We start from the raw sequence: 26,112 nt of genomic DNA, 5'->3' as shown, positions 1-26,112 counted from the left end.
CATGCTGCCATCGCTCTTCCGCGTCATACGCACCGTCGGGGTGGCCGCGCTGTGTCTTGCAGCCGCATCCACCGCGCAGGCTGACACTTGGCCCAGCCGCAACATCACGTTGGTGCTGCCGTTTGCGGCCGGCAGCGGCACCGACACCACGACGCGGCTGATCTCGCAGCATTTGTCGCAGGCGCTTGGCGTCGGCATCGTGATCGAGAACAAGGCGGGCGCCAACGGCATGATCGCTGCGACCTACGTCGCACGCTCCGCACCGGACGGCTACACGCTGCTGGTGACCACCAACACCACGCATTCGGCCAATCCCTATCTGCTCAAGAGCTTGACCTACGATCCGGTGAAGGATTTCACCCCGATCGCCCGCACCGGCGACCTGCCCTTCATGCTGGTGATCCATCCGGACGTGCCGGCAAAGACCGTCAGCGAGCTCGTCGCCTATGGCAAGGCCAATCCGGGTAAGCTGAGCTACGCCTCGGGCTCGTCCTCGGCGATCGTGTCGGGTGCAACCTTTGCGCACAATGCCGGGCTCGACCTGTTGCATGTGCCCTACAAGGGCTCGCCGCCGGCGCTCAACGACGTCATGGGCGGCCGCGTCTCGATGATGTTCGTGGACATTCTGACCGGCCTGCCGCACGTCAACGGCAACGCGCTGCGGGCGCTCGCGGTCACCACCAAGGACCGTACGCCACTAGTGCCGAACCTGCCCTCGATGCAGGAGGCCGGCGTGCCGGATTTCGACATCTCGTCATGGCAGGGCTATTTCGGCCCGGCCGGCGTGCCGAAGCAGATCGTGGCGCGGCTCAACGCCGAGATCCGGAAGATCGTCGAGAAGCCGGAGATCAAGGCCCAGCTCGCCACCCTTGGCATGGACGCGTTCTCCGGCACGCCGGAGCAGCTCGGCACCTTCGTGGGCGAGCAGCTCGTGCTCTGGGAACGGCTGATCCGGGACGCGGGCATCGAGAAGCAATAGGCCCGTGTCACGGACGCGGCGAGGCGCGATGCGCCGCTGGCCGGGATCCAGAGAGCCGCAAGCATGGGCCCCGGTTCAGCAGCGCACCACTACGTGCTGCGCTGCGCCCGGGGCACGGATACGTCGAAACTTACGCCGCGCGCACCTTGGCGAGGAAGCCGTCGACGGCGCTGCGCAGCGCGCCGGACTGGTTGTCCAGCTCGCGGGCGTTCGTGAGCACGTCGGTGGCCGCGCTGCCGGTCGCTTCCGCGGCCGAGGTGACGCCGCCGATATGCGTGTTGATCTCGCTCGAGCCGGCCGCGACCGACTGGATATTGCGGGCGATCTCGCGGGTCGCCTCGCCCTGCTGCTCGATGGATGCGGAGATGCCGGCGGTGATCTCGCTCATCTCGGCGATCGTCTGGGTGATGCCGCCAATCGCCGCGACCGCATCGCTGGTCGAGGTCTGCATCGCCGCGACCTGGGCGGAGATCTCCTCGGTCGCCTTGGCGGTCTGGTTGGCCAGCGCCTTGACCTCGGAGGCGACCACGGCGAAGCCGCGGCCGGATTCGCCGGCTCGCGCCGCTTCGATCGTGGCGTTGAGCGCGAGCAAATTGGTCTGCGCCGCAATCGAATGAATGAGCTTGACCACCTCGCCGATCTTCTCGGCTCCGGTGGAGAGCTCCTGCACCGTAGCGTTGGTACGCTCGGCGTCGCTGACGGCGCGGCTCGCCACTTCGGTCGAACGCGTCACCTGGCGGGAGATTTCCGCAACCGAGCTCGACAACTCTTCGGCGGCGGCCGCAACCGTGCCGACATTGCCGGAGGCCTTCTGCGAGGCCGCACCGACGGTCGCCGCCCGCGAAGAGGCGTCGCTGGCGGTGGCGGTCATCGACTGCGCCGTGCTCTGCATGCCGGCCGCGGCCGAGGAGACCGAGCGCACGATACCGTTGACGCTGCGTTCGAAGTCGCTGGCGATGCCTTCCATCGCGCTGCGACGCTCCACCGCGGCGCGCTCCTTGGCCTCCGCTTCGGTCTTCTCGATGTTGCGGATGCGGACCGCGTTGTCCTTGAAGATCTGGACTGTCGCGGCCATCGCGCCGACCTCGTCGCCGCGGCCGACGCCGGGGATGTCCCCCTCGAGCTTGCCATCGGCAAGATCCTTCATGCGGGTCCCGAGCAGCGCCAGCGGATGGCTGATGCTGCGGCCGATCAGCCAGGCGACGCCGCCGGCCACGATGACAATGGCGAGCATGGCGAGGCCGAGCAACCAGAACACCGGGCCCATCTTGGCGTCGATGTCGTCGAGATAGGCGCCGGTGCCGAGATACATGTCGAAGCCGGGTACAGCGACAGCGTAGCCGATCTTGCGGATCGGCGTTTCCTGGCCGGGCTTCACATATTCATAATACAGCAGGATCGAGCCGCTGGCCTTGACGCCATCCATCAGCTCGACCGACAGCTTGCGGCCGTTGGTGACGACCTCCATGCGGTTGGTGCCGACCTGCTTCGGATCGGGCGCGAGCTGGGTGATGCCGTCATAGGAGGTGCCGAACAAATAGCCCGAGCCGTTGTCATAGGTCATCGCGTTGCCGTAACGGCGAAGCTCGGCCATGGCCGCGTCCTTCGTCATCTCGCCGGCATCGACGCGCTTCTTCAGCGCGGCAGCGTAGTTGCGACCCAAATCGACGATCGACTTGGCCTGATCGATGCGCGCATTCACCATCTCGCGCTTCATCAAATAACCGGCGAGAACTCCGGCAACGCACAGGCCGAACAAGGTGACGCCGACAAGGATGCCAAGCTTGGGGGCGATCTTCATATTGCTCAACTTCACGGGGTGGCTCCGGAGATAAAGGGATGCGGGCGCGCGAGTGAATCGATCGAAATTAAATCAACTTGTAGTGTGAGACCCCTTAGCAAGTTACTTACACGCCTCCGTAGAAGCCCGGGCAATACCGGGAAAAACGGCAAAAATCGTCGCTCCGGACAACCGGGAATTGTACGCGCTCGCGTCGATTTCGCGTAAAAGACGCAAAGGCCTGCCACAGGTGCGGGCCACAACAAGAACCGACAAACCAAATCGGGAGCAGGAAATGCCGAAATACAGGGTGGTGACGCCGAAGGGCGCGAGCTTCACGGTCGCCGGCAGCGACTATTCGTACGAGCGCGAGGCGCTCGATTCGATCGATGCCGAGATCGTCGAGGCGCCCGCCAATGAGGCCGAGTTCATCGCCGCCGCCAGGACCGCCGATGCCATCTATGCCAAGGGCATCCCCATCACCAAGACCATCATCGACGCGCTGGAGAGCTGCAAGGTCATCACGCTCGGCTCGGTCGGCGTCGACAGCGTTGATGTGAAGGCCGCGACTGCCCGCGGCATTCCCGTCACCAACATTCCCGACACCTTCATCGAGGAGGTCGCTGACCACGCCATGATGCTGCTGCTCGCGGGCTTCCGCCGCCTGGTCGAGCAGGACAGGATGGTGCGCACCGGCCGCTGGGCCGAGGGCCGGCCGGCGCTGCTCAAGATCCCGCGGCTGATGGGCCAGACGCTCGGCTTCATCTCGTTCGGCCGCGTCGCGCGTGCGGTTGCGAAGCGCGCAGCGCCCTTCGGCCTGCGCATGATGGCCTACGATCCCTTCATCCAGGAAACGCTGATGTACGACCACGGCGTGATCCCGGCGACGCTGAACGAGGTGCTGTCGCAGTCCGACTTCGTCTCGATGCATGCGCCCGCCCGGCCGGAGGTGCATCACATGCTGACCGAGAAGCATTTTCGGCAGATGAAGAAGGGCTCGGTCTTCATCAACACCGGCCGCGGCGCCACGGTGGACGAGGAGAGCCTGATCAAGGCGCTTCAGGAGGGCTGGATCGCGCACGCAGCCCTGGACGTGCTGGAGAAGGAACCGCCCTCGCATAACAACCCCATCCTCAGCATGGAGAACGTGACCCTGACCGCCCACGTGGCCTCCGCCTCGGCACGGTTCGACGAAGCGCGCAAGCGCCGCGTGGGCTACGAATTGTCACTGGTGCTTCAGGGCATGTGGCCGGTAAGCTGCGTCAACCCGTCGGTGCTGCAAGACACCGCGCTCCGCCGCTGGCAGCCCGTCAGCATGGATCGCGGGCCGAACAGCTAGGCGGCCGGCGCAAAACGCGCCGGAGACCGGAACGACCCTTCACCGGCGATCAACGCCGGGAAGGGAAACATCATAGGGAGGAACTGATGAGGAACGACATCACACGTCGTGATGCCTTGGCGCTGGGCCTGTCCGCCGCGGCAATCGCGGCAACCGGTGCTCCGGCGAACGCCCAGTCCGCGATCAAGGCGGCGGACGTCCCCGCCCCGAAATTGCCGATCGAGAAAGGCGCAAGCCTGCGCATGCTGCGGCCGGTGCGCTTCGTCCAGGCCGACGAGGACGTATTCCGCGCCAATGCCGCGAAGTTCACCAAGGACACCGGAGTCGAGGTCAAGGTCGATTTCGTCGGCTGGGAGGACATCAACCAGCAGACCGCGGTGACCGCCAATTCCGGCGCGGGCCCCGACATCATCATCGGCTTCTCCGATGCTCCGCACATCTATGTCGACAAGCTGATCGAGCTGACCGACGTGGCCGATTATGTCGGCAAGCGTTATGGCGGCTGGCTGCCGCTGGCGCAGCGCTACGGCAAGAAGAACAAGAGCGACACCTGGATCGGACTACCGTTCGGCGCCACCGCGGGTCCGCTGATCTACCGCAAGTCGATCCTGCAATCGGTCGGCTTCGACAAGGTGCCGGAAGACCATGCCGGCATCCTCGATCTCTGCCAGAAGCTCCAGAAGGCCGGCAAGCCGGCCGGCCTTGCGCTCGGCAATGCCAAGGGCGACGGCAACGGTTTTGCGAACTGGGCGCTGTGGTCGCACAACGCGGCGCTGCTCGACGAAGAGGGCAATGTCGTCATCAACAGCAAGGAGACGATCGCCGCGCTGAACTGGGTCAAGCAGCTCTATCCGACCTTCATCGCCGGCACGACGTCATGGAACGACGTCAGCAACAACCGCGCCTATGCCGCGCAGGAGATCGCGCTGACCGCCAACGGCGTCTCGCTATACTTTTCACTGAAGAACGATCCGGCGACCAAGGCGATCGCCGAGGACAGCGAACATCAACTGCTGCCGAAGGGTGTCGCCAAGGTCTCCCCGATGGCGGGCCTGACGCTGAACGCCATGGTATTCAAGCACAGCCAGTACCCCAACGCCGCAAAGGCCTTCCTGCAATACATGCTGGAAAAGGACCAGTACGAACCGTGGCTCAACGCCAATTCCGGCTACTGGGCCCAGCCGCTGGCCGCCTATGCGGAGGCCAAGGTCTGGAGCGAAGACCCCAAGGTCAAGATCTTCAAGGACACCATGAACACCATCTACTATGACGGTTACGCTGGCCCGATCTCGACCGCGACCGGCGCCGTCAGCGCCGACTACGTGCTGATTCAGATGTTCGCATCCGTCGCGACCGGCGCTGCCACGCCGGAGGCCGCGGCCGCCGAAGCCGAGCAGCGCTGCAAGCGGTACTTCCGGCGGCAGAAGTAACGCCCGACAGAGCGGCCGTCATTGCGAGGAGCTCGTGACAAAATTGCGAAGCAATTTTGCACTGAAGCGACGAAGCAATCCAGACTGCAACTGCGGAGGCAGACTGGATTGCTTCGCTTCGCTCGCAATGACGGTGTGGTGACCTTCAACGACAGGACAACAAACTGATGTCCGTGACCACACTCTCTTCTCCCGTACTGGCACAGCGGCGGCCGGGCTGGATCGTACGCCTGTTCGACTACAAGCCGTTCCTGATCGTGATGTGCCTTGCGCCCGCGATCGGGCTGCTCGCGGTGTTCCTGACCTATCCACTCGGCCTCGGCATCTGGCTCGCCTTCACCGACACCACGATCGGCCGCAAGGGCGTCTTCGTCGGCCTTGAGAATTTCCAGTATCTGCTCACCGATTCCCTGTGGTGGAACGCGGTGTTCTACAGCGTGATATACACAGGCATAGCGACCTTCGGGAAGTTCGCGCTCGGCTTCTGGCTTGCGCTGCTGCTCAACAACCATTTTCCGTTCAAGAGCCTGTTGCGCGCGGTCATCCTGATGCCATGGATCGTGCCGACTGTGCTCTCGGCGCTGGCGTTCTGGTGGATCTACGATCCGCAGTTCTCGATCATCTCCTATCTCCTGGTCGACGTGCTGCATTGGCGCACCACCAATATCGACTTCCTCGGCTCGCCCTGGCCGGCGCGCTTCTCGCTGATCGCCGCCAACATCTGGCGCGGGATTCCCTTCGTCGCGATCTCGCTGCTGGCGGGCCTCCAGACCATCTCGCCCTCGCTCTACGAGGCGGCGATGCTTGACGGTGCCAGCGCCTGGCAGCGCTTCCGCTACATCACCTTCCCGATGATGATGCCGATCCTGGCGATCGTCATGACCTTCTCGATCATCTTCACCTTCACCGACTTCCAGCTCGTCTACGCCATCACCCGCGGTGGCCCCGGGAATTCGACCCACCTCCTCGCCACCCTCGCCTTCCAGCGCGGCATCGCCGGCGGCGAACTCGGCGAAGGCGCCGCGATCGCGGTGTCGATGATCCCGTTCCTGGTGTTCGCGACGCTGTTCTCTTACTTCGGCCTGGCGCGCCGCAAATGGCAGCAGGGAGAGAGTAATGACTGACACCGTCGCGCAACCTGCCGCCGTCGCCACCACACCGCCGGACACCATGGCCTGGGATTCCGGGCTGCGGCGGCTGATGATGATCTATTTGCCGCTCGGCTGCTTCGTGCTGATCCTGCTGTTTCCGTTCTACTGGATGGCGATCACGTCGTTCAAGCCGAACGCGGAGCTGATGAACTACAAGGATCACAACCCGTTCTGGATCACCTCGCCGACGCTCGTGCACATCAAGCATCTGCTGTTCGAGACCGCCTATCCGCGCTGGCTGTGGACGACGATGCTGGTCGCGATCGGCGCGACCACGCTGTCGCTGATCGCCAGCACGCTGGCGGCCTACGCCATCGAGCGACTGCGCTTCCGTGGCAGCCCCTATGTCGGCCTTGGCATTTATCTGGCCTATCTGGTGCCGCCGTCGATCCTGTTCATTCCGCTCGCCACCGTCGTGGTGCAGTTCGGCCTGTTCGACAGCCCGCTGGCCCTGATCCTGGTCTATCCGACCTTCCTGGTGCCGTTCTGCACCTGGCTGCTGATCGGCTATTTCAAGTCGATCCCCTACGAGCTCGAGGAATGCGCGCTGGTCGACGGCGCGACGCGGCTCCAGATCCTGCGCCGGATTACGCTGCCGCTCGCCGTGCCCGGCCTGATCTCGGCCGGCATCTTTTCCTTCACGCTGTCCTGGAACGAGTTCATCTACGCGCTCGCCTTCATCCAGAGCGGCGCCAACAAGACCGTGCCAGTCGCGATCCTGACCGAGCTCGTCACCGGCGACGTCTACCAGTGGGGCGCGTTGATGGCGGGCTCGCTGCTTGGCTCGCTGCCGGTTGCGATCTTCTACTCGCTGTTCGTGGATTACTACGTGTCCTCGCTGACCGGCGCGGTCAAAGAATAGCCGGCGCCTGCGGCGTTTGGCCCGGTTTCACAAAACTGCAACGTGCGGTCCGCATAAGACGGCCTCCGACAACAGGAGACGCACATGCGCGCGACTTTTCTTGCATCCGTCGCAACGATCCTTCTCACCGCGAGCACGGCGCTCGCGCAGAGCGAAGGCGAATTCCCGGCCAAGCTCGCCGGCCACGTGGTGATGCCGGCCGCGACCTTCATCGACGCGCCGGCTGACGCGCCCGCCGATCTCAAGACCTCGGGCAAATACACCACCGGCAAGCGCGTCGAGGCGCTCGGCACCGTGATGGGCAAGTCCTTTGAGCGTCCGACCGGCGTCGCGCTGCCGTTCAAGGGCCAGCCGCTCCAGGGCCATTCCGGCATCAAGACCATGCCCGACGGCAGCTTCTGGGTCATCACCGACAACGGCATGGGCGCGCGCGCCAACTCGCCGGACTCGATGCTGTACCTGAACCGCTACAAGATGGATTGGGCGAGCGGCAAGATCGAGCGCCAGGAAACCGTCTTCCTGCACGATCCCGACAAGAAGGTGCCGTTCCGCATCGTCCACGAGGACACGCAGAAGCGCTACCTCACCGGCTCCGACTTCGACACCGAAGGTTTTCAGATCGTCGGCGACACCTTCTGGATCGGCGACGAGTTCGGCCCCTATATCCTGAAGGCCGACAAGACCGGCAAGATCCTTGGGCTTTTCGAGACGATTGCCGACGGCAAGCGGGTGCGCTCGCCCGATCATTGGGCGGTGGCGACGCCGGGCGCGCCGGGCGCGACCTACACCAATGTCAACCTCCGCCGCTCCAAGGGCTTTGAGGGCTTTGCGTCGTCCAAGGACGGCAAATTCCTCTACGGCCTGCTCGAGGGGCCGCTGTGGGACGCCGACAAGAAGGATTGGGAGCGGGTCGACGGCAAGGAAGCCTCCCGCATCCTCGAATTCGACGTCGCCGCGGAAAAATTCACCGGCCGCTATTGGCAGTACGTGTTCGAGCAGAACGGTAACGCCATCGGCGATTTCAACATGATCGATCCGAGCGCCGGCCTCGTCATCGAGCGCGATAACGGCGAAGGCACGCCCGACAAGGCCTGCCCGCAAGGTACTCGCGGCGAGAACTGCTTCCCTGACGTCGCCAAGTTCAAGCGCGTCTACAAGATCGAGCTGACGGAGGCCAATGTCGGCAAGCCCGTGCGCAAGATCGGCTATATCGACCTGTTGAAGATCCAGGACCCCGACAAGAAGGCCCGCAAGCCGCTCAATGACGGCGTCTACACCTTCCCGTTCTTCACCATCGAGAACGTCGATCGCGTCGACGATACCCACATCATCGTGGGCAACGACAATAATCTACCGTTCTCGTCGAGCCGCGATCCCAACAAGGCCGATGACGACGAGTTCATGCTGCTCGAAGTCGCTGATTTTCTGAAGGCGAAGTAGGGCCCTGCTCTCTCCTCTCCCTCTCCCCGTTCTAACGGCGAGAGGGTTGGGGTGAGGGGCTGCTTCCAGGATCACGGTCAGAGACAGACTCGCGGAGAGTCCCCCTCACCCGGATTGCATCTTCGATGCAATCCGACCTCTCCCCGCAAGCGGGGCGAGGTGAAGAAGCCGAGCTATCTCACCGTAAACTCTACCGGGATCGAAAAGCTCATCGAGCCGTTCTTGATCTCGTCCGGGAACGGCGGAAACGGCGAGGCCTGGCGGATCATCGACGTGGCTTGAGCATCGAACGCAGCGACGCCGGACGAGCCGAGACGGCTGGATGTGACCTGCCCGCTGCGGGTGAGAGTGAAGCTCAGCCTGGCCACGCCGCGTTGACCGCCGCCGCCGGAAGGATATTGGTGGAAGCGCATCAGATGGGCGCGGACGCGTTGATTGTAGGACGCGATCACTGAAGCGACAGCCCCTGGGCTCATGGCGGACGCCATCGGCGCCTCACGCTCGGCACGCGGCGGCGCGCTGGTGCGGGACGCGGGCGTTGCATTCGACGGCTTTTTCGCCTCACGGCGAACCACCTTCGGCTTCGCCGGTGTGGCCTTTTCAACCGGCACGATCTTCGCTGGCTCAGGCTTGGCCGGCGTCGGCTCCAGCTTCTGCTCCGGCGGTGCCACGACCTCCGGCTTCTCCTGCGGCGGCGTCGGCGCGATCGTTTCCTCGACGGCCTGCTGCTGCATCGGCTCCGGCGGCGAAGCGTCGGCCGCCTGCATCGGCGGTCCCGGCGCGACATCGTCCTGCGTCGATTGCGGCGCCGAGGTCACCGGCGCCAAGTCGACCATGATCGCCGGGAGGCTCACGCCCTGCTCTGGTTGCGACTTGAGCCAGCTCATGGCAAGCAGCGCGGCGGCAATATGCAACGCCACGATCACCACGGCCGAAAGGCTCCACCGCGCGGTTTCGCGCTCACCGAGCGGCTCATGCAGGGCAAAAGCGTTCGCAGCCATCAACTGCGTCCGTCGAGGCCGACCAGCGCGACCTTGAGATAACCGGCATTGCGCAGGGCGTTCATCACCTCCATCAGGTCGCCGTAGGAGACGGCCTTGTCGGCGCGCAGATAGATGCGCTCGTCCTTGCTGCCCTTGGTGGCGGCGTCGAGCGAACCACTAAGCCCATCGCGCGCGACTGTCTCCTCGCCCACGGCGATCGAGAGATCCGGCTTCACGGTGACGAAGACCGGCTTGTCCGGCCGCGGTGCCGGCGCGGCGGCGGTCGCCGGCAGCTCGACGCCGATGTCGACGGTGGCAAGCGGCGCGGCCACCATGAAGATGATGAGGAGCACCAGCATCACGTCGATGAACGGCGTGACGTTGATCTCATGGGTTACGTCGAGGTCGCTCACGTCGCCGCGCGACCTGAGCGCAGATAGCGAGCGTGCGCCGAGCTTCGCGGCCATGACCTACTCCGCCGCCCGTGCCAGGCGGAAATCGCGATGGTCGCGCTGGCGGCTGACCAGCAGCATGAGCTGTGCCGAGGCGTCGCCGAGCAGCGCGCGGTAATTGGCAATGCCGCGGACCAGATGATTGTAGATCACCACCGCCGGGATCGCGGCGACGAGGCCGAGCGCGGTGGCGAGCAGTGCTTCCGCGATGCCGGGCGCGACCACCGCGAGGCTCGTGGTGTGGCTCTCGGAGATGCCGATGAAGGAATTCATGATGCCCCAGACCGTGCCGAACAGACCGACGAACGGTGCGGTGGCGCCGATGGTCGCGAGCACGCCGGTGCCGCGCGCGATCTGCCGGGACATCGCCGCCTCGACCCGCTCGAGCCGCAGGGCTACCCGTTCCTGAAGGCCGTCGTCGAGGATGCCACCGGAGAGCTCCGCCTCCCTGGCACAGGACTGGATGAGTTGGGCGACTGGATCGTGCACGTCACCGGTTTGCTCTGCCGCTTCAGTCAGCTTCAAATTGCCTTCGAGCGCGCGCGTGCGCCGCAGGGCGAGCACGCTCTTGCGGCGAAGCTCGATGGTCTTGGCAAGCCACACCGTCCACGTCACCAGTGAGGCGCAGGCGAGCCCGATCATCACCGTCTTCACGACGATGTCGGCCCCCATGAACATGCCCCAGGGCGACAAATTACGTGGCAGCAATGCCTCGTCCATCGCGACGGCCGGCGACGGCGCGAGCGCCACCGCCAGGATGGATCCGATCATGTGCCGAAGCCCGGAAATGCCCTGCATCCTGATCTCCCGACAGATAGAAAGAAGCTACGCCGCGGGCTGCGCCGCGATCCGGTCGGCAAGCTGCCGGAACCGCGCGAACTGATCCGCACGCAACGCCCGGGTCTCGTCGCGGCCGACGAAGACCTTGAACATGATGCCGCCATCGGCATTGACGAAGGCGACAAAGGCAGAGGTCTTGCCCATGAAGGGCCGCTCGACGAAAGCCACGCCTGCGCAGCGCTCGTGGCGGAGATGGCCGTGCAACCCCTTCGGCTGCATCAGGTTGAAATAGCCGCGGCCGATCTCGCCCGCGGGAATTGAGCCCGTGAACTCGAAGATCGCGTCATCGGTATGCACGATCAGCGTGACTTCGCCCCACTCCGCGATGTCCTGCATGGCCGCGGCGAAGTGCTCGCCGCTGCCGACGCGCACCATCGACGACGGCAGCGCCTCGATCAGCGCGCGCGGCGAGACCTTGCGCTCGCGCGCAACATCCTCGATCACCGCGCCGGGATTGTCGGCCATATGCGCCCTGAGATCGGCGAGATCGGTGCTCAGCATGTCCGGCTCCTCTTGTCGTTCGCCGCCTCAGGCGGCCGCAGCCTTGCGCTCGCTCTGGATCACCTCAAAGCCTTCGAACCTGGGATGGCCGAGATAGAGGCTCTCGCCGGTCGGATTGTCGGCGCGGGCATGGGCTCGGCGAAATTGATCCGAGCGCGTCCATCCCTCAAACGCCGCCTTGTCGACCCAGGTCGTGTGCGAGGAATAGAGCGTGTGGTCCTCGGCCTCCGGACCCTTCAGCAGATGAAACTCGACGAAGCCCGGCATGCTGCCGAGATAGGATTCGCGGGTGGCCCAGACGGTTTCGAACGCGGTCTCCGCGCCCTTCTTCACCTGAAACCGGTTCATGGCGATGAACATGAAAGTCTCTCCTTCTGATCAAGACGAAAACACGCTGAGGCCGCGCTGGAGCATCAACGCGGCCCGGCGGAGGTTGGTGGCGTGGTGCTAGCGGTTACGCACCTCCGAAGTGAATCTTCAGGCCGGCCTTGTAGACCCGGCCCGGTCCCGGGCTCGACCACAGCACGTCGTTCTGCGTGGTGCCGTCGGTCGAGCTGCCGGGAATTGCGTAAGGCCGGTAGTACTGGTTCAGGAGATTGTCGATCGACGCCGAGAACACGATGTCCCTGGTCGCGTTGTAAGTCAGGTACAGATTGACCAGCTCGTACCCGGTCGCGGGCAGATAGCCGGCGGGCACGTCATTGTTGGGACCGAACGAGGCCCACTGCGCGGTCAGGATCAGCGTGCGATCGAGCAGGCGGACGCCGCCGGTCGTGGCGACCTTGCGCGGAGTGATGGTCGCGAGCCCGACATTGGTCGCGACGTTCTTGCCCTGGATATAGTGACCGGCAACGCCGACGAACCAGCTGCCGGCATCGTACATCGTCTCCGCCTCGAAGCCCTGGATGCGGGCATTGGCGATGTTCTGGTACTGATAGAACTGGCTGAACGAGCCGAACGGCGTCGCGACCGGCGTCGAGGCGACGAGATCGATGTAGTCTGAGACATCATTGCGGAACAGATTGATCTTGCCGCGGAACGAGTCTGACGCGGTGAAGATGTTGTCGTATTTCAAGTTGATGCCGACTTCCTTGTTCTTGCCGACCTCGGGACGAAGGTTCGGGTTGGGCTGGAAGCAGAACAGGCCGGAGGTGCCGTCCGGACAGACGAAGAAAGCCGGTCCGCCACCGGTCGCATGCGCACCGGAAATCACGGTCTCGGTGATCGAGGGCGCGCGATAGCCTTCGGCATAGCTGACATAGGGCTGGAAGCCCGCCACCGGCGTGACGCCGAGGGTGATCTTCGGCGAGAAGCGGTCACCGCCTGTGTTCGTATTGCCCGATTGCAGATTATAGCGATCATAGCGTATCGCGCTGACAGCCTCGAACCAGGTGCCGTAGTTTTGCTTCAGCTGGAGGAAGCCGCCCGACACGGTGCGAATGCCGCTCGGCGTGGTGATGTTGGAGTTGCCGCGGCTGTCGGTCGTGATCACGTCGTCCTGGAACGCGTCGACGCCGTAAGTCAGCGCGTTGCGCCAGTCGCCGACGTTGAAGCGCGTAGTGTTGTTGGCATCGACGCCGAACGTGTTGAGGGCATAGCCCCGCTTGTCGCCGACGCAGCCCGAGATGTTGTTGCCGAGGCCGCCACCGCAATAGGCCGTGGGCGTGGTGCTGTAGTGATAGGTCTTGGTCTGGTCGTTGTCGGTGCGGTTGCCATAGACCGACATGTGCCAGTCGAACAGATTGTCGCTCGGCAACGCGTAGTTCCAGGTGACGGTGCCGGTGTAGTTCTTGGTGTCGGACGCATAGACCGACGAACCGCGATTCAACGCAATCAAGGCAGCAGTCGTTGTCGGACCGCGGTTGATCTGACCGATGTCGTATTGATAGTCCTGGAAGGTGGCGCCGAACTTGACCTCGTGACCGAGCGCGGGACGCACCGTGAGCTTCATCAGCCCGGCCTCGACCTGGTTGCCGGTGTTGCCGATCTCGGTGCCGTTGCCGTCCTTGTAGTTGCCCTGGGTGCGGTAGACCGCGCCGCCGAAAATATCGACATCGGGCGTGGCGCGCACGCCGCCGAACACCGAGCCGAGGCCGCGGCTGTTGTTCGAGCCATAGGAGCCGGAGAGATCGACACCCCAGCGCTCGCCAGGGCGCAGCACGTCGTTGATGTCCTTGGTCCGGAACGAGACCAGGCCGCCGATCGCGCCGGAGCCATAGATGTTGGCCGTAGGCCCCCGCACCACGTCGACGCCACCGATCAGTTCGGGATCGAGGAAGAAGGAGCCGTTGGCGTTGTGGCCGGTGCGCTGATAGTTCTGCCGCGCACCGTCGACGACCACGGCGACGCGCCCGAAATCCTGCAAGCCGCGGACATTGATGACGGTCGCGGGATCATCGCCGCGCTCCTGGAACGACACGCCGGGGACGGCGTAGAAGACGTCTGACAACCGGTTTGGCTGCAGGCCCTGGATCTTGTCGAGCGACACTGAGCTGACCGGCGCGAGCGCATCGATCGCGCGCTCCGGGGTTTTGGTTGCGGCGACTGTAATGGTGTCGAGCGTCTGCACGGGCGCCGTGCCGCCGGCCTGGGCCCGGGCATTCATCACGTCAGGCTTGGCCTGCTGAACAACTTGCGGCTTGGCTTGCTTGCGTTTGGCCTGCTTCGGCCGTTCCGACGACGCATTTTCGGCCTGCGGCTGAGCGGTCTGCGCGAGACCGCTCTCCGTCACCATTGCCGCGATTGAAACCACCGACGCGCCCAAAATGAGAGCGCGCGAATACCTAGCCCCGTCAGCCATATCAGCCTCAGCCTGCACTTCACTTTGTTGGTTGGCTGGCGTGCGCTCGCAAAGAGAGCGACTGGCTGGCTAATTTTCTCAAGACGCGGGCAAGTTGCGCCGCGTCTTGATTGGTTACGTGGCAACACTCTGACGGTCAATGTCGCGAGGTTGCAGTTTATATCGATTGTAATTTGCTGCGGTTGGAATGCGCTTCGCGCCGCTTATACAAGCAGGACGCATCTGAAATTTCGAAGGCGCATCACAACACCAATGTCAGCCGCATCCGGAGACAACATCAGCGACGCCGAAGGGCACGGAGAAAACCCTTCTGCAACAACGAGAACCCTAATGATGCGGGGTAACCGGATCGACAGCCGCGAGCTGTTTGCCGCCGAGCGGGAGATCATCATCGCGCATGGCGAGGAGAGCTATCGCCTCCGTCTGACCTCGCAAAACAAGCTGATCCTGACGAAGTAACCTGCAATGACATTTTGTCGCACCCTCTCACATCTGCTGCTCACCAGTACGATCGCACTCGCTTCCGCCGCGCACGCCACCAGCATCACCGTGCACGACGCGCGCAATCGCGACGTCGCTGTCACCGACTACGCGCGCACAGTCTCGATCGGCGGCGCCATCACCGAGATCCTCTATGAGCTCGGGCTCGAGAGCCGGCTGGTCGGTGTCGACACCACGAGCCTCTATCCGGCCGCGGCGCTGCACGACAAACCAAATGTCGGCTACATGCGCCAGATCTCGGCCGAGGGCGTGCTGGGCCTCAACCCCACGCTGATCCTGGCCATCCAGGGATCTGGCCCGCGTGAGACCATGGACATCCTGGAGGCCGCGAAAGTGCCGCTGGTACTGGTGCCGGAGACCTTCTCCGAGGAGGGCCTGATCGAGAAGATCAGACTGGTCGGCCACGCCATGGGAGTCGATGCGCGCGCCGAATGCCTGAGCGCGGCGGTCAGCGCCGATCTCGCCCAGCTCCGCGCGCTGCGCGCCAAGGTGACGAAGCCGGTGCACGTGATGTTCGTGATGTCGCTCCAGAACGGGCGGGCGATGGTTGCCGGCCACAAGACCGCGGCCGACGAGATCATCCAACTCGCGGGCGCGGCCAACGCCGTCGATGATTACGACGGCTACAAGATCATCGGCGACGAAGCCATCGTGGCGGCCAAGCCCGAATTCGTGCTGTCGATCGAGCGAGGCAAGGATTCGCTCCAGGCCGACGCGATCTACGCTCATCCCGGCTTTGCCCTGACGCCGGTCGCGGCCAACAAGAGTTTTGTGACGATGGACGGGCTTTATTTGCTCGGCTTCGGACCGCGCACCGCAGCAGCCGCGCGGGATCTGTCCATAAAGCTCTATCCGGCATTGGCAGAACAGGGCGGCACATTCACGTCGGCCTTGTCGGCGGCGAATTGCCGGCAATGACCATGGCGATCGGGACGGAGGCGCGGGCCGCGCGACGCAACGCGGGACGACGATCCGCGTCGATCGCAATTCCGGCGCTCCTTGCCGCGCTCGCAGCCACTGCGATCATCGCGCTCACAGTCGGCGCAGCCGGCATTCCGCTCTCCCGATTGCCTGCTGCGCTGGGCTTCGTCTCGGATGGCACAGCGAATGCCGTGACCACGCGCGACCAGCTCGTGTTGTGGTCGATCCGCATTCCCCGGATCGCGGCGACGGCGATGGTCGGTGGCCTGCTTGGCACCGCCGGCGCGATCATGCAGGGCCTGTTTCGCAATCCGCTCGCCGACCCCGCGTTGGTCGGCGTCTCCAGCGGCGGCGCGCTCGCGGCCGCGAGCGCGATTGTCTTTACCGATTCGCGATTCGGCGAGGCCTACCGCTTCCTCCAGACAGAGCTGTTGCCGCTCGCAGCCTTCGCGGGCTCGCTGGCCACGACCGCGATCCTTTACAGCATCTCTAGCCGTGCCGGCAAAACCTCGATTGCGATCTTCCTGCTCGCGGGCGTCGCCATCACCGCCATCACCAATGCCGGCATCGGCCTGCTCGTCTTCGTCGCGGACGACCGTCAGCTCCGCGACATTACCTTCTGGCTCCTGGGCTCGATGAGCGGCGCGACCTGGACCAAGGCGGCCGTGCTCGCGCCGGTTCTCGTCGTCGCGCTCGCGGCCTGCACGTTTATTGCGCGTGGCCTCGATCTGCTGTTGCTTGGCGAGGCCGACGCGTTTCACGGCGGCGTCGACGTCGAGAGACTGAAGCGGATTTCGATCGTCTTGGTTTCCGCCATGACCGGCGTCGCGGTCTCGATCAGCGGCGTCATCGGCTTTGTTGGCATCGTCGTGCCGCATCTGTTGCGCCTGATCATCGGACCGGCGCATCGACTGCTGCTGCCGGCCTCGGTGCTGCTCGGCGCCATCCTGATGGTCGGCGCCGACACGCTAGCGCGCACCATCGTGGCGCCGGCGGAGATGCCGATCGGCATTTTGACAGCGGCGGTCGGCGCGCCGTTGTTCCTGGGGATATTGATGCGGCAGCGCGGGCTCGCCTCGCTATGAGCGCGGTGATCGAGGCGCGCGGCCTCAGCAAGCGTGCCGGGCGCGCAACGCTGCTGGATGGAGTCAGCCTGACTGTGACGGCCGGCGAGATGGTCGCCATTATCGGTCCTAACGGCGCGGGCAAATCCACGTTGCTGCGGCTATTGTCCGGTGACCTCCGCCCGAGCCAGGGCGAGCTGCGGCTGAAGCAGCGCGATATCCAAAACTTCACACCGCGCGAGCTGGCTGCACACCGCGCGATGCTCTCCCAGCACGTCAACGTCGCCTTCCCCTTCACGGTCGAGGAGATCGTGCTGATGGGCGCCGGCGATCGCAGCCCGCGCGACGCGGGCGGGCTCGTGGACGCCGCGCTGCACGAGGTTGGTCTGGAGCATTTTCGCGAACGGCAATTGCCGACGCTATCGGGTGGCGAGCAGCAACGCGCTCATTTCGCCCGCGTGCTGGTGCAGCTCGCCTGCGGTGAGGCCGCGCATGGACCCGGACTTTTGCTGCTGGATGAGCCGACCTCAAGCCTCGATCTGCGCCATCAGATCGATCTCGTCGAGGCGGCGCGGCGCCGCGCGGCCGGCGGCACGGCCGTGATCGCGATCCTGCACGACCTCAATCTCGCGATCCGCTTCGCAGATCGGCTGATCGTGCTGAATGGAGGCAGGCTGGCCGCCGACGGCCCGCGCGCCGATGTCGTCACACGCGAGACCATCCGCGAGATCTTCGAGATCGACGCCGTCGTGCATCAGGCCGACGGCGTGCCTTACGTGCTGCCGCAATCGATGCGCACCGCGGCGTCTGCGCCAATTCGCTAGAACATATAGGCTTTGGGACGATCGATGCGACCGCGGACTCGCTGCACCTCTCCCGCTTGCGGGAGAGGTCGGCGCGAAGCGCCGGGTGAGGGCTTTCTCCACATTGGGAGTCTCTATGTGGAAGCACCCTCACCCCAGCCCTCTCCCGCATGCGGGAGAGGGAGCGCGCTTGCTTCGTGGCGAGCAATCTTAGCCCGCCGGCACGATCACCATGCCCTTGTCCTTCGGCCAGCGGATGCGCCAGGCGAAGTTGATGTCCTTGACCTCACCGGGCTTGGCGTCGAACGACCATTCCAGCACGCCGCGCTTGTCGCGGATGTTGCTTGCGGTCGGCGGCGTGGTCGCGGGCAGCATCTCGACGACGATGTCCTCGTTCTCGCTGACCGGCAATTGGTCCTCGATCGCGACGTGAATCGGGAAGTCGTGACCGTTGCGGATGGTGGTCTTGAACGCGCGCTCGTCGGTCTTCGAGGTCGTGACCAGCAGGCCGGCCGAGCCCTCGTTGCGCTTGAGCACCGCACGCTCGATTTTGACCTTGTCATCAGCGCCGAAGCCGAGCCGGGCGATATCGTCCTTGGCTGAAGCCGAGAGCTTGCCGCGGCCGACGAAGACACCGTCGCGATAGATCGCGACCTTGCCCGGCAGCAGCGTCGTGTCGTCGGTCTGCTTGAAGCTGGCTTCGAGGAAGGCGGTGGGATCCATCACCGGTGCGGCGCGCACCGCGAGGTCGGCGGGCACGCTCATGGAAGCAATGCGCAAGCTCTTGGCGCCCTCGGCGGCGCCGAGGCTGACGCGACCGGGAATCCGGAAGGTGGCCTGGAAGTCGCCGATCTCGGCGACCGCCTGTTGCTCGTCGACGCGCTCGAGCGCGTCTGCGACTTTGGCCATAGCGGGCGATTGCACCTGGCGCATCACCGGAGCAGGCCGCGCCAGATCGGAGGCTGCACCAAGTGCCATCGGCTTGGGCGGTTGCGGGTATTGCGCGACCAGCGAATTCAGCTCCGGGGCGCCGCCGCCGCGGCCGATGCGAACGGTGGAAACGCCGAGCGTAACGTTGGACCAATCTTCGCCGGTCGATTGCGTGACTTCGGCGCGGCGGACCAGCTCCAACTGCGGCTTGCGGTCCTTGGCGCCGGTGTCGAGCCGGGCGTCGTAGAGCGGCAGCCAGCGCGCATTACGGACAGCGTAGGTCACCCGCAGCGTCGCCTTCGTTGCGGCGGCAGAGGCAACGTCGATCCGCACCTCGAGCTTGCTCGGCGGTTTGGCCGAGCGCTCGGCTTCGAGTTGCGCGATCTGGCGATCGATCTCGCGCTGCTTTCGCGCGGCGTCACGGATCGCGGTGTCGGCGGTCGCGATCTCCTCGGCAACTGCAGCAAAGGCCGCGCGCCATTCGGTGATCGGCCTCGCCTCGCCCTTGTCGCCGAGGCCGGCGGGAGAGGCCTCGGCAAAGTGCTGTGCGAACTTGCGCCGGGCGGTGGCGGAGTCGATCGCGCCCTGCAAATCGGCGCGCTGATCCCTGAGCGCTTCGATGCGCTGGTCGAGTTCGGGCAGATTGACAGGAGGGGCCGCGCGCGGCGGTCGTGCGTCGATCGTACCAATGGTGAGCTTGGTGCCCGCCTCGCCTTCGACGCGAAGGGAGGACGGATCGAGCGAAAGCGGAAAGTCCTTCGCGACCAGCGTGCTGTCGCCGGAAGCAATGTCCAGTGCGATAACGCGGGTGACGGTCGCACCATCGGGATAAACGGTGACCGTGTCGATGCTAGACGTGGCGTCCACATCGGCGGCCCATGACGGCAACGCGAACGCCGTTGTCACCAGCACCAGACTCGTCGTCGCCAGACATCTTGCGATCGTGCGCATCAAAATTCCCTCCTGCCAATGTCGCCGCGCCGCCAGCCGGACGCGTGAAAACATGCAGCGCCATCGTGATGAGACGCGGCAGAGAAGGAACCGGTTCGATTGGGGTTTCCGTGGGGCGCCGCCGCGGCGGCACCATGACCGCGGAACGCCTGATCGCGCCGCGGCACAGCCAAGGCTTTTCACCCAAGGCTTTGAAGGAGAGCCTCAGACCTGGCTGGGCGACGCCTGGCCGAAGATGCGGCGGAGCAGGTCTGTCACATTCCTGGCGCCGGCCTTCTTCAAAATGCTGGCGCGATAGCCCTCGATTGTCCGTGCGCTCAGATGCATGCGGCGGGCGATTTCCTTGTTGGTCAGGCCGGCAGCAAGATGGACGAGCACGTCGTTTTCGCGCGCAGTCAGCGGCTCGCAGCCGGGAAGCCAGCGCTGCCGGTTCGCATCGGGCTGTGCGAACGCTTCGATCGCGGCATCGATACGGTCGACGATGTCATGGGTGCGGAATGGCTTCTCGATGAAATCGGACGCGCCGCTCTTGATCGCGTCGACGGCCATGGCGATGCTGCCGTTCGCGGAGGTCACGAGAACCGGCGCCATGCAATTCTCCTCGCGCAGTCGCTTGAGCACGTCGAGGGCGGAGCGATCTGGCGGCATCTCCAGCAACACGCAAGCCGGCATCCGCGCCTTTGCTTCCGACAACAAAGACGCACCGTCGGCGAAGCAGATCATGTCATAGGCGCTCTGTTCGAGCGCAGTTGAAAGCTGTTCGCGGGAGGCGGCGTCGGTGTCGATGACGAATACCTCACCCTTGGAAAGCATGTTTCCCGGCATAATCCCGATCCAATAATGTCTTGGTCAAATGGTCCGAGGCGGCCGGGGGCCCGTCGCGCCCCGCCGTCGTGCGCACGGCATTCGCGCCAGTGCTTCGGTTTCGCTTATGTATGTTCCATCCTGTTCCCTGATTTGACGGATCGGGACAGAAACTTTACATTTCGGGACATCTGCGGGAATGCCTGACAGGAACGGTTCGCATGACCGATCTCATTCGCAGCGCAGGCTTGAGCTATTACCCGGAGGTCGCCCGGTCGGTCGGGCTCGACCCCAGACAGATGATGCGAAAGGTCAGGCTGCCGCTCGCCTGCTTCGACAAGCCCGATATCCCCATTGCCGTCACTGGTCTGCGGCGCCTGCTCGAATTGTCGGCAGAGGCGTCTGGTGCCGAAGATTTCGGCTTGCGGCTCGCCGAGCGCGGCGGCCTGACCAATTTCGGCGCGGTCGGTTTGATCGTGCGCGAACAGGCCACCGTCGGCGAGGCGATCGAAGCGTTCTCGCGCTTCATCCATATCCATCATGACGGCATGCGGCTCGACGTCGCGCGCGGCAAGCAGACCGTGACCGTCACGCTGCATCTGCGCGGCCGGCAACCGACCGCGCCACGCCAATCCATCGACATGGCCCTGGGCAGCGTCCACCGCATCATCCAGTCACTGTTCGGAAGTGACTGGCGGCCGCAGGAGGTGCACCTGCACTATGCGCCGCCGCACGACCGCAAGCGTTATCGCGAGTTCTTCGGCTGCCGCGTGACCTTCAACGCGAAGGAGGACGCGATCCTGTTGTCGACGCATGACATGGAGCGCCGGATCCCGAGCGCGCATCCTTTGATCGCGAGCTATCTGCGCAAGCGGATCGAGGCGATCGAAAACCGGCCGGCAGGCTGGGAGGAGAAGGTCGACGAAGTCGTGCGCCTCCTGCTCACTGGGGGCGACTGCACGGTCGAGCGCGTGGCCGAGCATCTCGTCTGCAGCCGCCGCACCATCCATCGCCACCTCGCCGAAGCCGGCACCAGCTTTTCGGCGATCCTCGACGCGCAACGCGCCGATCTCGTGATCCAGCTGATCGAGGACCCCGACCGGCCGTTGGCCGATATCGCCGCGCAACTCGGCTTCTCCGCGCAGAGCGCCATGGCCCGCTGGTTCCGCGGCCGCTTCGGCTGCACCATCACCGAATGGCGCAAGGGCGTGCGGCCGCCGGCCAAGCCGGCTGGCGTGCCGTCGGCAGCCGCGGCCTAAGGCGCGGTCTGGCCTGCGATTACGTTTCTGTAGTCAGCGCGCGTGGATATGCACGACGCTCACATCGCCCGCACGAACCTGCGGAAACCCGGCGCGCCGATCAGCGCTTCGAAATCCGCGTCGCGCTTCTCGCCTGCGAAACTAAATCCGGCCCTGGCGTAACACCGCTCCGCAGCCGCGTTGCCGATCAGGAAGGGGATCGTCGCGCGCGAGAATCCGGCGGCCCGTCCTGCCTCCAGCGCGTGGGTAATCAGCGCCTGCACCAGGCCGCGGCCGCGATGGGCCGGATTGGCCGCAACATGCTCGATGAGCCAGTCATCGTCGTCGCCCGCGAGCCAGCAGCTCCGCAAGTACGCGCCGCGCCGGCGGATGGCCTCCAGTTCGGTGGCGCCAAGCCCATCCTCGCGGGCGACCTCCTCGAGCGCGCGCCACGCAGCCATGCCGGAGCCGGCGAAGGGCAGCGCGCACAGCGCAGCCGCGGGCCTGCCATCAACGTCAGCAACCAGGAAACGGGAGACGTGCCAGATCGACACGGTCCGCGCGACGGCGATGCGCGCCGCAAACGCAAGGCACTCAGCCTCGGGCCGGCCGAGCGCGATGTCGAACCAGCCGCGTGGCCGATGACCGCGCATCGAGGACAGAATGGTGCCAGCGATGAAATCGGCATCGTCGGGGCGCGCAGACCGTATCGTCATGCGCGCTCCTTCGCGAGGACCTTACGTATTCTTCAGCGCGACGCGGAATTCGGCCTCGGTCTTGGCCTTGACCTCGTCGAGCGAGACGCCGTCGGCGAGCTCGATCAGAGCCATGCCACCGTCACCGTGCTTGTCGATGGTGAAGACGGCGAGATCGGTGACGACCATGTCGACCACGCGCTCGCCGGTCAGCGGCAGGTTGCACGTCTTCAGGAGTTTAGAACCGTCCTTGGCGGAGTGCTCCATCACCACGACGACGCGCTTGACGCCGGCGACGAGATCCATCGCGCCGCCCATGCCCTTGACCATCTTGCCGGGGATCATCCAGTTGGCGAGATCGCCGTTCTGGGCCACCTGCATGGCGCCGAGGATCGACAGATCCATGTGGCCGCCGCGGATCATGCCGAAGGAATCGGCGCTGGAGAAATAGCTGGTTGTGGGCAGCTCGCTGACGGTCTGCTTGCCGGCGTTGATGAGATCGGCGTCCTCTTCGCCCTCATAGGGGAACGGTCCCATGCCGAGCATGCCGTTCTCGCTCTGGAGGCTGACGTCGACGCCGTCCGGGATGTAGTTCGAGACCAGCGTCGGGATGCCGATGCCGAGATTGACGTAGTAGCCGTCACGCAATTCCTTCGCTGCGCGCGCGGCCATCTGTTCACGGGTCCAGGCCATCTCAATCTCCTGATGTGTTAGGCGGCGGTGCGCGGTCGGGTGTTGCGGAATTCGATGCGCTTCTTGGCCATGCCGACCTCGACGATGCGCTTCACGAAAATACCGGGCGTGTGGATGTGGTCGGGATTGAGTTCACCGGCGGGAACCAGATGCTCGACCTCGGCCACCGTGACCTTGGCGGCGGTCGCCATCATCGGGTTAAAGTTGCGCGCGGTTTTGCGGTAGATCAGGTTGCCGGCGGTGTCGCCCTTCCAGGCGTGCACGATGGCGAGGTCGGCGAACAGGCCGCGCTCCATCAAATACTTCTCGCCGTCGAACTCCTTCACTTCCTTGCCCTCGGCGATCAGCGTGCCGACGCCGGTCTTGGTATAGAAAGCCGGAATGCCGGCGCCGCCGGCGCGGATGCGCTCGGCCAGCGTGCCCTGCGGATTGAATTCGAGTTCCAGCTCACCGGCGAGGAATTGCTGGGCGAACAGCTTGTTCTCGCCGACATAGGACGAGATCATCTTCTTGATCTGGCGGGTTTCGAGCAGGCGGCTAAGGCCAATGCCGTCGACGCCGGCATTGTTGGAAACCACTGTCAGGCCCTTGACGCCGGACTCGCGGATAGCATCCGACAGCACCTCCGCGATGCCGCAGAGGCCGAAGCCGCCCGACATGATCATCATGTTGTCCTTGAGAACGCCCTCAAGCGCCGACTTGGCGTCGGGATAGACCTTGTTCATGCAAAAAACCCTCGACTGAACCTTCGGCTTGCAGGCGTCGCGCCTTATTGGCGGCGATTATTAGGCGAAATCGTCCGAAGCCGTCAATGATACGGGGTTCTCCGTTTCGCAGCCCGGTGGTAGAAGCTGCCCACGCCGTGGGCAGACCCGTCCGCGGCCTTGAAAGCGACAAGAAAACCCATCAAGTTGCGGGGCTTAACGTAATAGGACTTGGGCGTGGGGCGCGCAGGTATCCCGGCCCGTCCTTTTGGCTCCAGCGACCAACCCGATCAGGACATGCCATTGACCATGGCCCAAGGAATGAAGCGCCTCGGGACGCCGATCGCGGCGCTGCTCGGCGTCGTGCTGATCGCCCTGATCACGACCTCCTGGCTCATCAACCGCGACGCGCTGCGCAAGGCGGTGGAAGCGCAGATCCGTGACGTCACCGGGCTCGAGCTCAGTGTCGCCGGCGCGATCGACATCTCGCTGCTGCCGGCAAGCTACATCTCCTTTCATGACGTCGGCCTGAAGGGCGGCGGCACCAGCGACCCCGCGCTCCATGTCGACGTGCTCACCGCCAACCTGCGGCTGCTGCCCCTGCTGCTGCAACGGTTCGAGATCGCCGATTTGACGCTGTTGCGGCCGCACATCCATGTCAGCCTGAAGCCGGACGGCGAGAGCAACTGGACGCCCTTCATCCAGACGATCGCGCGCACCATGAAGCCCGGCGCCGACAACCAGGTGTCATTCTCCGAAATCAGGATCCAGGACGGCGTGCTCAATTACGAGGACGCCGCAACGCGCGCCACCGAGCAGTTCGACGACATCGACCTGTCGCTGGCCTGGCCCTCGATCTCGCGCTCCTTCGCCGCGACCGGCCAGTTCGACTGGCGCGGCGAGCGTGTGGACGGCTCGATCAGCTTTGCTGATTTCGTCGCCGCCCTTTCCGGGGACCGCTCCGGATTGAAGGCGCGGATCGCCAGCGCTCCGCTCAAGCTCGCCTTCGACGGCAGCGTCGCCAACCGCACCAGCCCGATGATGGAAGGCACGCTCACCATCGACAGCCCCTCCTTGCGCAACGCGCTGCGCTGGACCGGACAGCCGCAGCCCGGCAGCGGCGGCTTCGGCCGCTTCGCATTGAAGGCGCGCGCCAATGTCGTGGGCGCCTCGATCGCGCTGACCAACGTCAATGTCGAGCTCGACGGCAACACCGCCGAGGGCGTGATGACCTACGCCAATAACGGCCGGCAGACGCTCCAGGCGACGCTCGCCGCCGACGCGCTCGACTTCACGCCTTACATCTCCACCTTCCGCCTGCTCGCGAGCGGCGCGCGCGACTGGAACCGGCAGCTGTTCGATCTCAATGGGCTCTCGACCACCGACCTCGACATGCGCCTGTCGGCGGCGCGGCTGACGGTCGGGCCATCAAAACTCGGCCGCACCGCGATCGGCGCCAATTTGCGCAACGGCACGCTGGCGCTCTCGGTCGGCGAGGCGCAGGTCTATGGCGGCATCGCCAAGGGCTCGTTCGGGATCGCGCGCTCCGACACCGTCGCCGACGTCAAGGCGCAATTCCAGTTCACCGATGTCGACCTCCAGGCCTGCACCTCCGAACTGTTCGGCATCAACAAGCTGTCCGGCCGCGGCAACATCAGCGTCTCCCTCGTCGCCTCCGGCTCGAGCCCGTTCGGCCTCGTGCAGTCGCTCGACGGCAGCGCCAGCGTGACCGGGCATGACGGCGCGATCGCGGGCTTCAACGCCGAGCAACTGCTCAAGCGGCTGGAGCGGCGGCCGCTGTCCGGCGGCGGCAATTTCCGCAGCGGCTCAACGCCCTATGACAATCTCACCGTCGCGGTGAAATTCGCCGACGGGATCGCAACCGCCGAGGACATCCGCATCGAAGGGCCCGCGGCGAAGATTACGCTGACCGGTACCGCGTCGGTGCCGACGCGCGAATACGACATGAAGGGAGTTGCGAGCCTCAACACAACGGCCGGCTTTCAATTGCCCTTCATGGTGCAGGGTCCCTGGGACGATCCCTTGATCTTCCCCGACCCTGAAAGCCTGATCCGCCACTCGCCCGCGGCGTCTCCCTTCCTCGACCTCCTGAAGCAGCGCATCACCGGCGGCGGAAAGCGACCGGCGCCCGAGGGATCGCCGACGGCGGAGAACGCCAAAGAAAACGCCAAGTCCAACTGAGGATGGCGCCCGCTGACCGCGCGAATTGATCAGGGCGAATTGATGCGGC

24 protein-coding genes are annotated in these 26,112 nt (G+C 64.8%); 12 read left to right on the top strand and 12 right to left on the bottom strand.

Annotated elements, in window-relative coordinates:
- Position 1: 1 nt before the first annotated feature.
- A complete protein-coding gene (locus ABIB73_RS08185) occupies positions 2 to 979 on the top strand; it encodes a Bug family tripartite tricarboxylate transporter substrate binding protein (RefSeq protein WP_354222884.1) in 978 nt (325 codons plus the stop codon).
- A gap of 130 nt (positions 980 to 1,109) precedes the next feature.
- Here the strand turns inward: ABIB73_RS08185 and ABIB73_RS08180 are convergent, their stop codons facing one another.
- Complete coding sequence (locus tag ABIB73_RS08180; RefSeq protein ID WP_354222882.1) at positions 1,110 to 2,795, bottom strand: methyl-accepting chemotaxis protein; 1,686 nt, start codon at positions 2,793 to 2,795, stop codon at positions 1,110 to 1,112.
- Between the two features lie 259 nt (positions 2,796 to 3,054).
- Between ABIB73_RS08180 and ABIB73_RS08175 the strand changes: the two genes are divergently transcribed.
- From ABIB73_RS08175 to ABIB73_RS08155, 5 genes are all read left to right on the top strand, one after another.
- The gene (locus tag ABIB73_RS08175) at positions 3,055 to 4,098 is read left to right on the top strand and encodes a C-terminal binding protein (RefSeq protein WP_354222880.1); all 1,044 of its coding nucleotides are present in this window, start codon (positions 3,055 to 3,057) and stop codon (positions 4,096 to 4,098) included.
- An 86-nt stretch (positions 4,099 to 4,184) separates the two neighbouring features.
- Positions 4,185 to 5,528 carry an ABC transporter substrate-binding protein gene (locus ABIB73_RS08170; RefSeq protein WP_354222878.1) on the top strand — a complete coding sequence of 448 codons (1,344 nt, stop codon included), beginning with the start codon at positions 4,185 to 4,187 and terminating at the stop codon, positions 5,526 to 5,528.
- Between the two features lie 167 nt (positions 5,529 to 5,695).
- Positions 5,696 to 6,652 carry a carbohydrate ABC transporter permease gene (locus ABIB73_RS08165; protein ID WP_354222876.1) on the top strand — a complete coding sequence of 319 codons (957 nt, stop codon included), beginning with the start codon at positions 5,696 to 5,698 and terminating at the stop codon, positions 6,650 to 6,652.
- Positions 6,645 to 7,541, top strand: a complete 897-nt coding sequence (locus tag ABIB73_RS08160) for a carbohydrate ABC transporter permease (RefSeq protein WP_354222874.1) — start codon at positions 6,645 to 6,647, stop codon at positions 7,539 to 7,541. Before ABIB73_RS08165 ends, ABIB73_RS08160 begins: the two co-directional genes overlap by 8 nt.
- 84 nt (positions 7,542 to 7,625) lie before the next feature.
- Positions 7,626 to 8,981: an esterase-like activity of phytase family protein gene (locus tag ABIB73_RS08155; RefSeq protein WP_354222872.1), complete on the top strand. Its 1,356-nt coding sequence runs from the start codon at positions 7,626 to 7,628 to the stop codon at positions 8,979 to 8,981.
- Between the two features lie 173 nt (positions 8,982 to 9,154).
- Here the strand turns inward: ABIB73_RS08155 and ABIB73_RS08150 are convergent, their stop codons facing one another.
- The 6 genes from ABIB73_RS08150 to ABIB73_RS08125 form a co-directional block, all read right to left on the bottom strand.
- Complete coding sequence (locus ABIB73_RS08150) at positions 9,155 to 9,982, bottom strand: energy transducer TonB family protein (protein ID WP_354222870.1); 828 nt, start codon at positions 9,980 to 9,982, stop codon at positions 9,155 to 9,157.
- Positions 9,982 to 10,431, bottom strand: coding sequence for a TonB system transport protein ExbD (gene exbD / locus ABIB73_RS08145; protein WP_354222868.1), 450 nt, complete (start codon positions 10,429 to 10,431; stop codon positions 9,982 to 9,984). The genes ABIB73_RS08150 and exbD overlap by 1 nt, the downstream gene beginning before the upstream one ends.
- Positions 10,432 to 10,434: 3 nt before the next feature.
- Positions 10,435 to 11,214, bottom strand: a complete 780-nt coding sequence (exbB, locus tag ABIB73_RS08140; protein ID WP_354222866.1) for a tonB-system energizer ExbB — start codon at positions 11,212 to 11,214, stop codon at positions 10,435 to 10,437.
- Positions 11,215 to 11,241: 27 nt separating this feature from the next.
- Positions 11,242 to 11,757, bottom strand: a complete 516-nt coding sequence (hutX, locus tag ABIB73_RS08135; protein ID WP_354222865.1) for a heme utilization cystosolic carrier protein HutX — start codon at positions 11,755 to 11,757, stop codon at positions 11,242 to 11,244.
- A gap of 27 nt (positions 11,758 to 11,784) precedes the next feature.
- The gene (hmuQ, locus tag ABIB73_RS08130) at positions 11,785 to 12,117 is read right to left on the bottom strand and encodes a heme-degrading protein HmuQ (protein ID WP_354222864.1); all 333 of its coding nucleotides are present in this window, start codon (positions 12,115 to 12,117) and stop codon (positions 11,785 to 11,787) included.
- 94 nt (positions 12,118 to 12,211) lie between these two features.
- Positions 12,212 to 14,557 carry a TonB-dependent hemoglobin/transferrin/lactoferrin family receptor gene (locus ABIB73_RS08125; protein WP_354222863.1) on the bottom strand — a complete coding sequence of 782 codons (2,346 nt, stop codon included), beginning with the start codon at positions 14,555 to 14,557 and terminating at the stop codon, positions 12,212 to 12,214.
- Positions 14,558 to 14,809: 252 nt separating this feature from the next.
- Between ABIB73_RS08125 and ABIB73_RS08120 the strand changes: the two genes are divergently transcribed.
- The 4 genes from ABIB73_RS08120 to ABIB73_RS08105 are packed head-to-tail and all read left to right on the top strand — an operon-like array spanning position 14,810 to position 17,867.
- Positions 14,810 to 15,016, top strand: a complete 207-nt coding sequence (locus ABIB73_RS08120) for a hemin uptake protein HemP (protein ID WP_354222862.1) — start codon at positions 14,810 to 14,812, stop codon at positions 15,014 to 15,016.
- A 6-nt stretch (positions 15,017 to 15,022) separates the two neighbouring features.
- Positions 15,023 to 15,976 carry a heme/hemin ABC transporter substrate-binding protein gene (locus tag ABIB73_RS08115; protein ID WP_354222861.1) on the top strand — a complete coding sequence of 318 codons (954 nt, stop codon included), beginning with the start codon at positions 15,023 to 15,025 and terminating at the stop codon, positions 15,974 to 15,976.
- The gene (locus tag ABIB73_RS08110) at positions 15,973 to 17,064 is read left to right on the top strand and encodes a FecCD family ABC transporter permease (protein WP_354222859.1); all 1,092 of its coding nucleotides are present in this window, start codon (positions 15,973 to 15,975) and stop codon (positions 17,062 to 17,064) included. The genes ABIB73_RS08115 and ABIB73_RS08110 overlap by 4 nt, the downstream gene beginning before the upstream one ends.
- On the top strand, positions 17,061 to 17,867 hold the full coding sequence (locus ABIB73_RS08105; protein WP_354222857.1) for a heme ABC transporter ATP-binding protein: 807 nt from the start codon (positions 17,061 to 17,063) through the stop codon (positions 17,865 to 17,867). Before ABIB73_RS08110 ends, ABIB73_RS08105 begins: the two co-directional genes overlap by 4 nt.
- Before the next feature lie 189 nt (positions 17,868 to 18,056).
- On the opposite strand, the gene ABIB73_RS08100 is transcribed toward ABIB73_RS08105, so the two are convergent.
- Positions 18,057 to 19,727: a mucoidy inhibitor MuiA family protein gene (locus ABIB73_RS08100; RefSeq protein WP_354222856.1), complete on the bottom strand. Its 1,671-nt coding sequence runs from the start codon at positions 19,725 to 19,727 to the stop codon at positions 18,057 to 18,059.
- Positions 19,728 to 19,931: 204 nt separating this feature from the next.
- Positions 19,932 to 20,552, bottom strand: coding sequence for a response regulator transcription factor (locus ABIB73_RS08095; RefSeq protein WP_354222854.1), 621 nt, complete (start codon positions 20,550 to 20,552; stop codon positions 19,932 to 19,934).
- Positions 20,553 to 20,752: 200 nt separating this feature from the next.
- On the opposite strand from ABIB73_RS08095, the gene ABIB73_RS08090 reads away from it, so the two are divergent.
- The gene (locus ABIB73_RS08090; protein ID WP_354222852.1) at positions 20,753 to 21,790 is read left to right on the top strand and encodes an AraC family transcriptional regulator; all 1,038 of its coding nucleotides are present in this window, start codon (positions 20,753 to 20,755) and stop codon (positions 21,788 to 21,790) included.
- A gap of 59 nt (positions 21,791 to 21,849) precedes the next feature.
- Here the strand turns inward: ABIB73_RS08090 and ABIB73_RS08085 are convergent, their stop codons facing one another.
- Genes ABIB73_RS08085 through ABIB73_RS08075 form a run of 3 tightly spaced genes read right to left on the bottom strand, consistent with a single transcriptional unit; the run spans position 21,850 to position 23,882 of the window.
- The gene (locus ABIB73_RS08085) at positions 21,850 to 22,485 is read right to left on the bottom strand and encodes a GNAT family N-acetyltransferase (protein WP_354222851.1); all 636 of its coding nucleotides are present in this window, start codon (positions 22,483 to 22,485) and stop codon (positions 21,850 to 21,852) included.
- 21 nt (positions 22,486 to 22,506) lie between these two features.
- The gene (locus ABIB73_RS08080) at positions 22,507 to 23,157 is read right to left on the bottom strand and encodes a 3-oxoacid CoA-transferase subunit B (protein WP_354222849.1); all 651 of its coding nucleotides are present in this window, start codon (positions 23,155 to 23,157) and stop codon (positions 22,507 to 22,509) included.
- A 17-nt stretch (positions 23,158 to 23,174) separates the two neighbouring features.
- Positions 23,175 to 23,882, bottom strand: a complete 708-nt coding sequence (locus ABIB73_RS08075; protein ID WP_354222847.1) for a CoA transferase subunit A — start codon at positions 23,880 to 23,882, stop codon at positions 23,175 to 23,177.
- 288 nt (positions 23,883 to 24,170) lie between these two features.
- Here ABIB73_RS08075 and ABIB73_RS08070 point away from each other — a divergent pair, with 288 nt between their 5' ends.
- On the top strand, positions 24,171 to 26,063 hold the full coding sequence (locus ABIB73_RS08070; protein WP_354224233.1) for an AsmA family protein: 1,893 nt from the start codon (positions 24,171 to 24,173) through the stop codon (positions 26,061 to 26,063).
- The last annotated feature ends 49 nt before the right edge of the window (positions 26,064 to 26,112 follow it).

The sequence above is a fragment of the Bradyrhizobium sp. F1.4.3 genome, assembly GCF_040548375.1.
In the GTDB taxonomy this organism is placed as follows: domain Bacteria; phylum Pseudomonadota; class Alphaproteobacteria; order Rhizobiales; family Xanthobacteraceae; genus Bradyrhizobium.
The sequence above is the reverse complement of the archived record's forward strand: the minus strand, read 5'-3'. Positions and strand labels throughout refer to the sequence as shown.

Bases quoted from the DNA above. Each gene is read 5' to 3' on its own strand.
- ABIB73_RS08185 (WP_354222884.1), top strand. From the start codon at position 2: ATGCTGCCATCGCTCTTCCGCGTCATACGCACCGTCGGGGTGGCCGCG.
- ABIB73_RS08175 (WP_354222880.1), top strand. From the start codon at position 3,055: ATGCCGAAATACAGGGTGGTGACGCCGAAGGGCGCGAGCTTCACGGTC.
- ABIB73_RS08170 (WP_354222878.1), top strand. From the start codon at position 4,185: ATGAGGAACGACATCACACGTCGTGATGCCTTGGCGCTGGGCCTGTCC.
- ABIB73_RS08165 (WP_354222876.1), top strand. From the start codon at position 5,696: ATGTCCGTGACCACACTCTCTTCTCCCGTACTGGCACAGCGGCGGCCG.
- ABIB73_RS08160 (WP_354222874.1), top strand. From the start codon at position 6,645: ATGACTGACACCGTCGCGCAACCTGCCGCCGTCGCCACCACACCGCCG.
- ABIB73_RS08155 (WP_354222872.1), top strand. From the start codon at position 7,626: ATGCGCGCGACTTTTCTTGCATCCGTCGCAACGATCCTTCTCACCGCG.
- ABIB73_RS08150 (WP_354222870.1), bottom strand. From the start codon at position 9,982: ATGGCTGCGAACGCTTTTGCCCTGCATGAGCCGCTCGGTGAGCGCGAA.
- exbD (WP_354222868.1), bottom strand. From the start codon at position 10,431: ATGGCCGCGAAGCTCGGCGCACGCTCGCTATCTGCGCTCAGGTCGCGC.
- exbB (WP_354222866.1), bottom strand. From the start codon at position 11,214: ATGCAGGGCATTTCCGGGCTTCGGCACATGATCGGATCCATCCTGGCG.
- hutX (WP_354222865.1), bottom strand. From the start codon at position 11,757: ATGCTGAGCACCGATCTCGCCGATCTCAGGGCGCATATGGCCGACAAT.
- hmuQ (WP_354222864.1), bottom strand. From the start codon at position 12,117: ATGTTCATCGCCATGAACCGGTTTCAGGTGAAGAAGGGCGCGGAGACC.
- ABIB73_RS08125 (WP_354222863.1), bottom strand. From the start codon at position 14,557: ATGGCTGACGGGGCTAGGTATTCGCGCGCTCTCATTTTGGGCGCGTCG.
- ABIB73_RS08120 (WP_354222862.1), top strand. From the start codon at position 14,810: ATGTCAGCCGCATCCGGAGACAACATCAGCGACGCCGAAGGGCACGGA.
- ABIB73_RS08115 (WP_354222861.1), top strand. From the start codon at position 15,023: ATGACATTTTGTCGCACCCTCTCACATCTGCTGCTCACCAGTACGATC.
- ABIB73_RS08110 (WP_354222859.1), top strand. From the start codon at position 15,973: ATGACCATGGCGATCGGGACGGAGGCGCGGGCCGCGCGACGCAACGCG.
- ABIB73_RS08105 (WP_354222857.1), top strand. From the start codon at position 17,061: ATGAGCGCGGTGATCGAGGCGCGCGGCCTCAGCAAGCGTGCCGGGCGC.
- ABIB73_RS08100 (WP_354222856.1), bottom strand. From the start codon at position 19,727: ATGCGCACGATCGCAAGATGTCTGGCGACGACGAGTCTGGTGCTGGTG.
- ABIB73_RS08095 (WP_354222854.1), bottom strand. From the start codon at position 20,552: ATGCCGGGAAACATGCTTTCCAAGGGTGAGGTATTCGTCATCGACACC.
- ABIB73_RS08090 (WP_354222852.1), top strand. From the start codon at position 20,753: ATGACCGATCTCATTCGCAGCGCAGGCTTGAGCTATTACCCGGAGGTC.
- ABIB73_RS08085 (WP_354222851.1), bottom strand. From the start codon at position 22,485: ATGACGATACGGTCTGCGCGCCCCGACGATGCCGATTTCATCGCTGGC.
- ABIB73_RS08080 (WP_354222849.1), bottom strand. From the start codon at position 23,157: ATGGCCTGGACCCGTGAACAGATGGCCGCGCGCGCAGCGAAGGAATTG.
- ABIB73_RS08075 (WP_354222847.1), bottom strand. From the start codon at position 23,882: ATGAACAAGGTCTATCCCGACGCCAAGTCGGCGCTTGAGGGCGTTCTC.
- ABIB73_RS08070 (WP_354224233.1), top strand. From the start codon at position 24,171: ATGGCCCAAGGAATGAAGCGCCTCGGGACGCCGATCGCGGCGCTGCTC.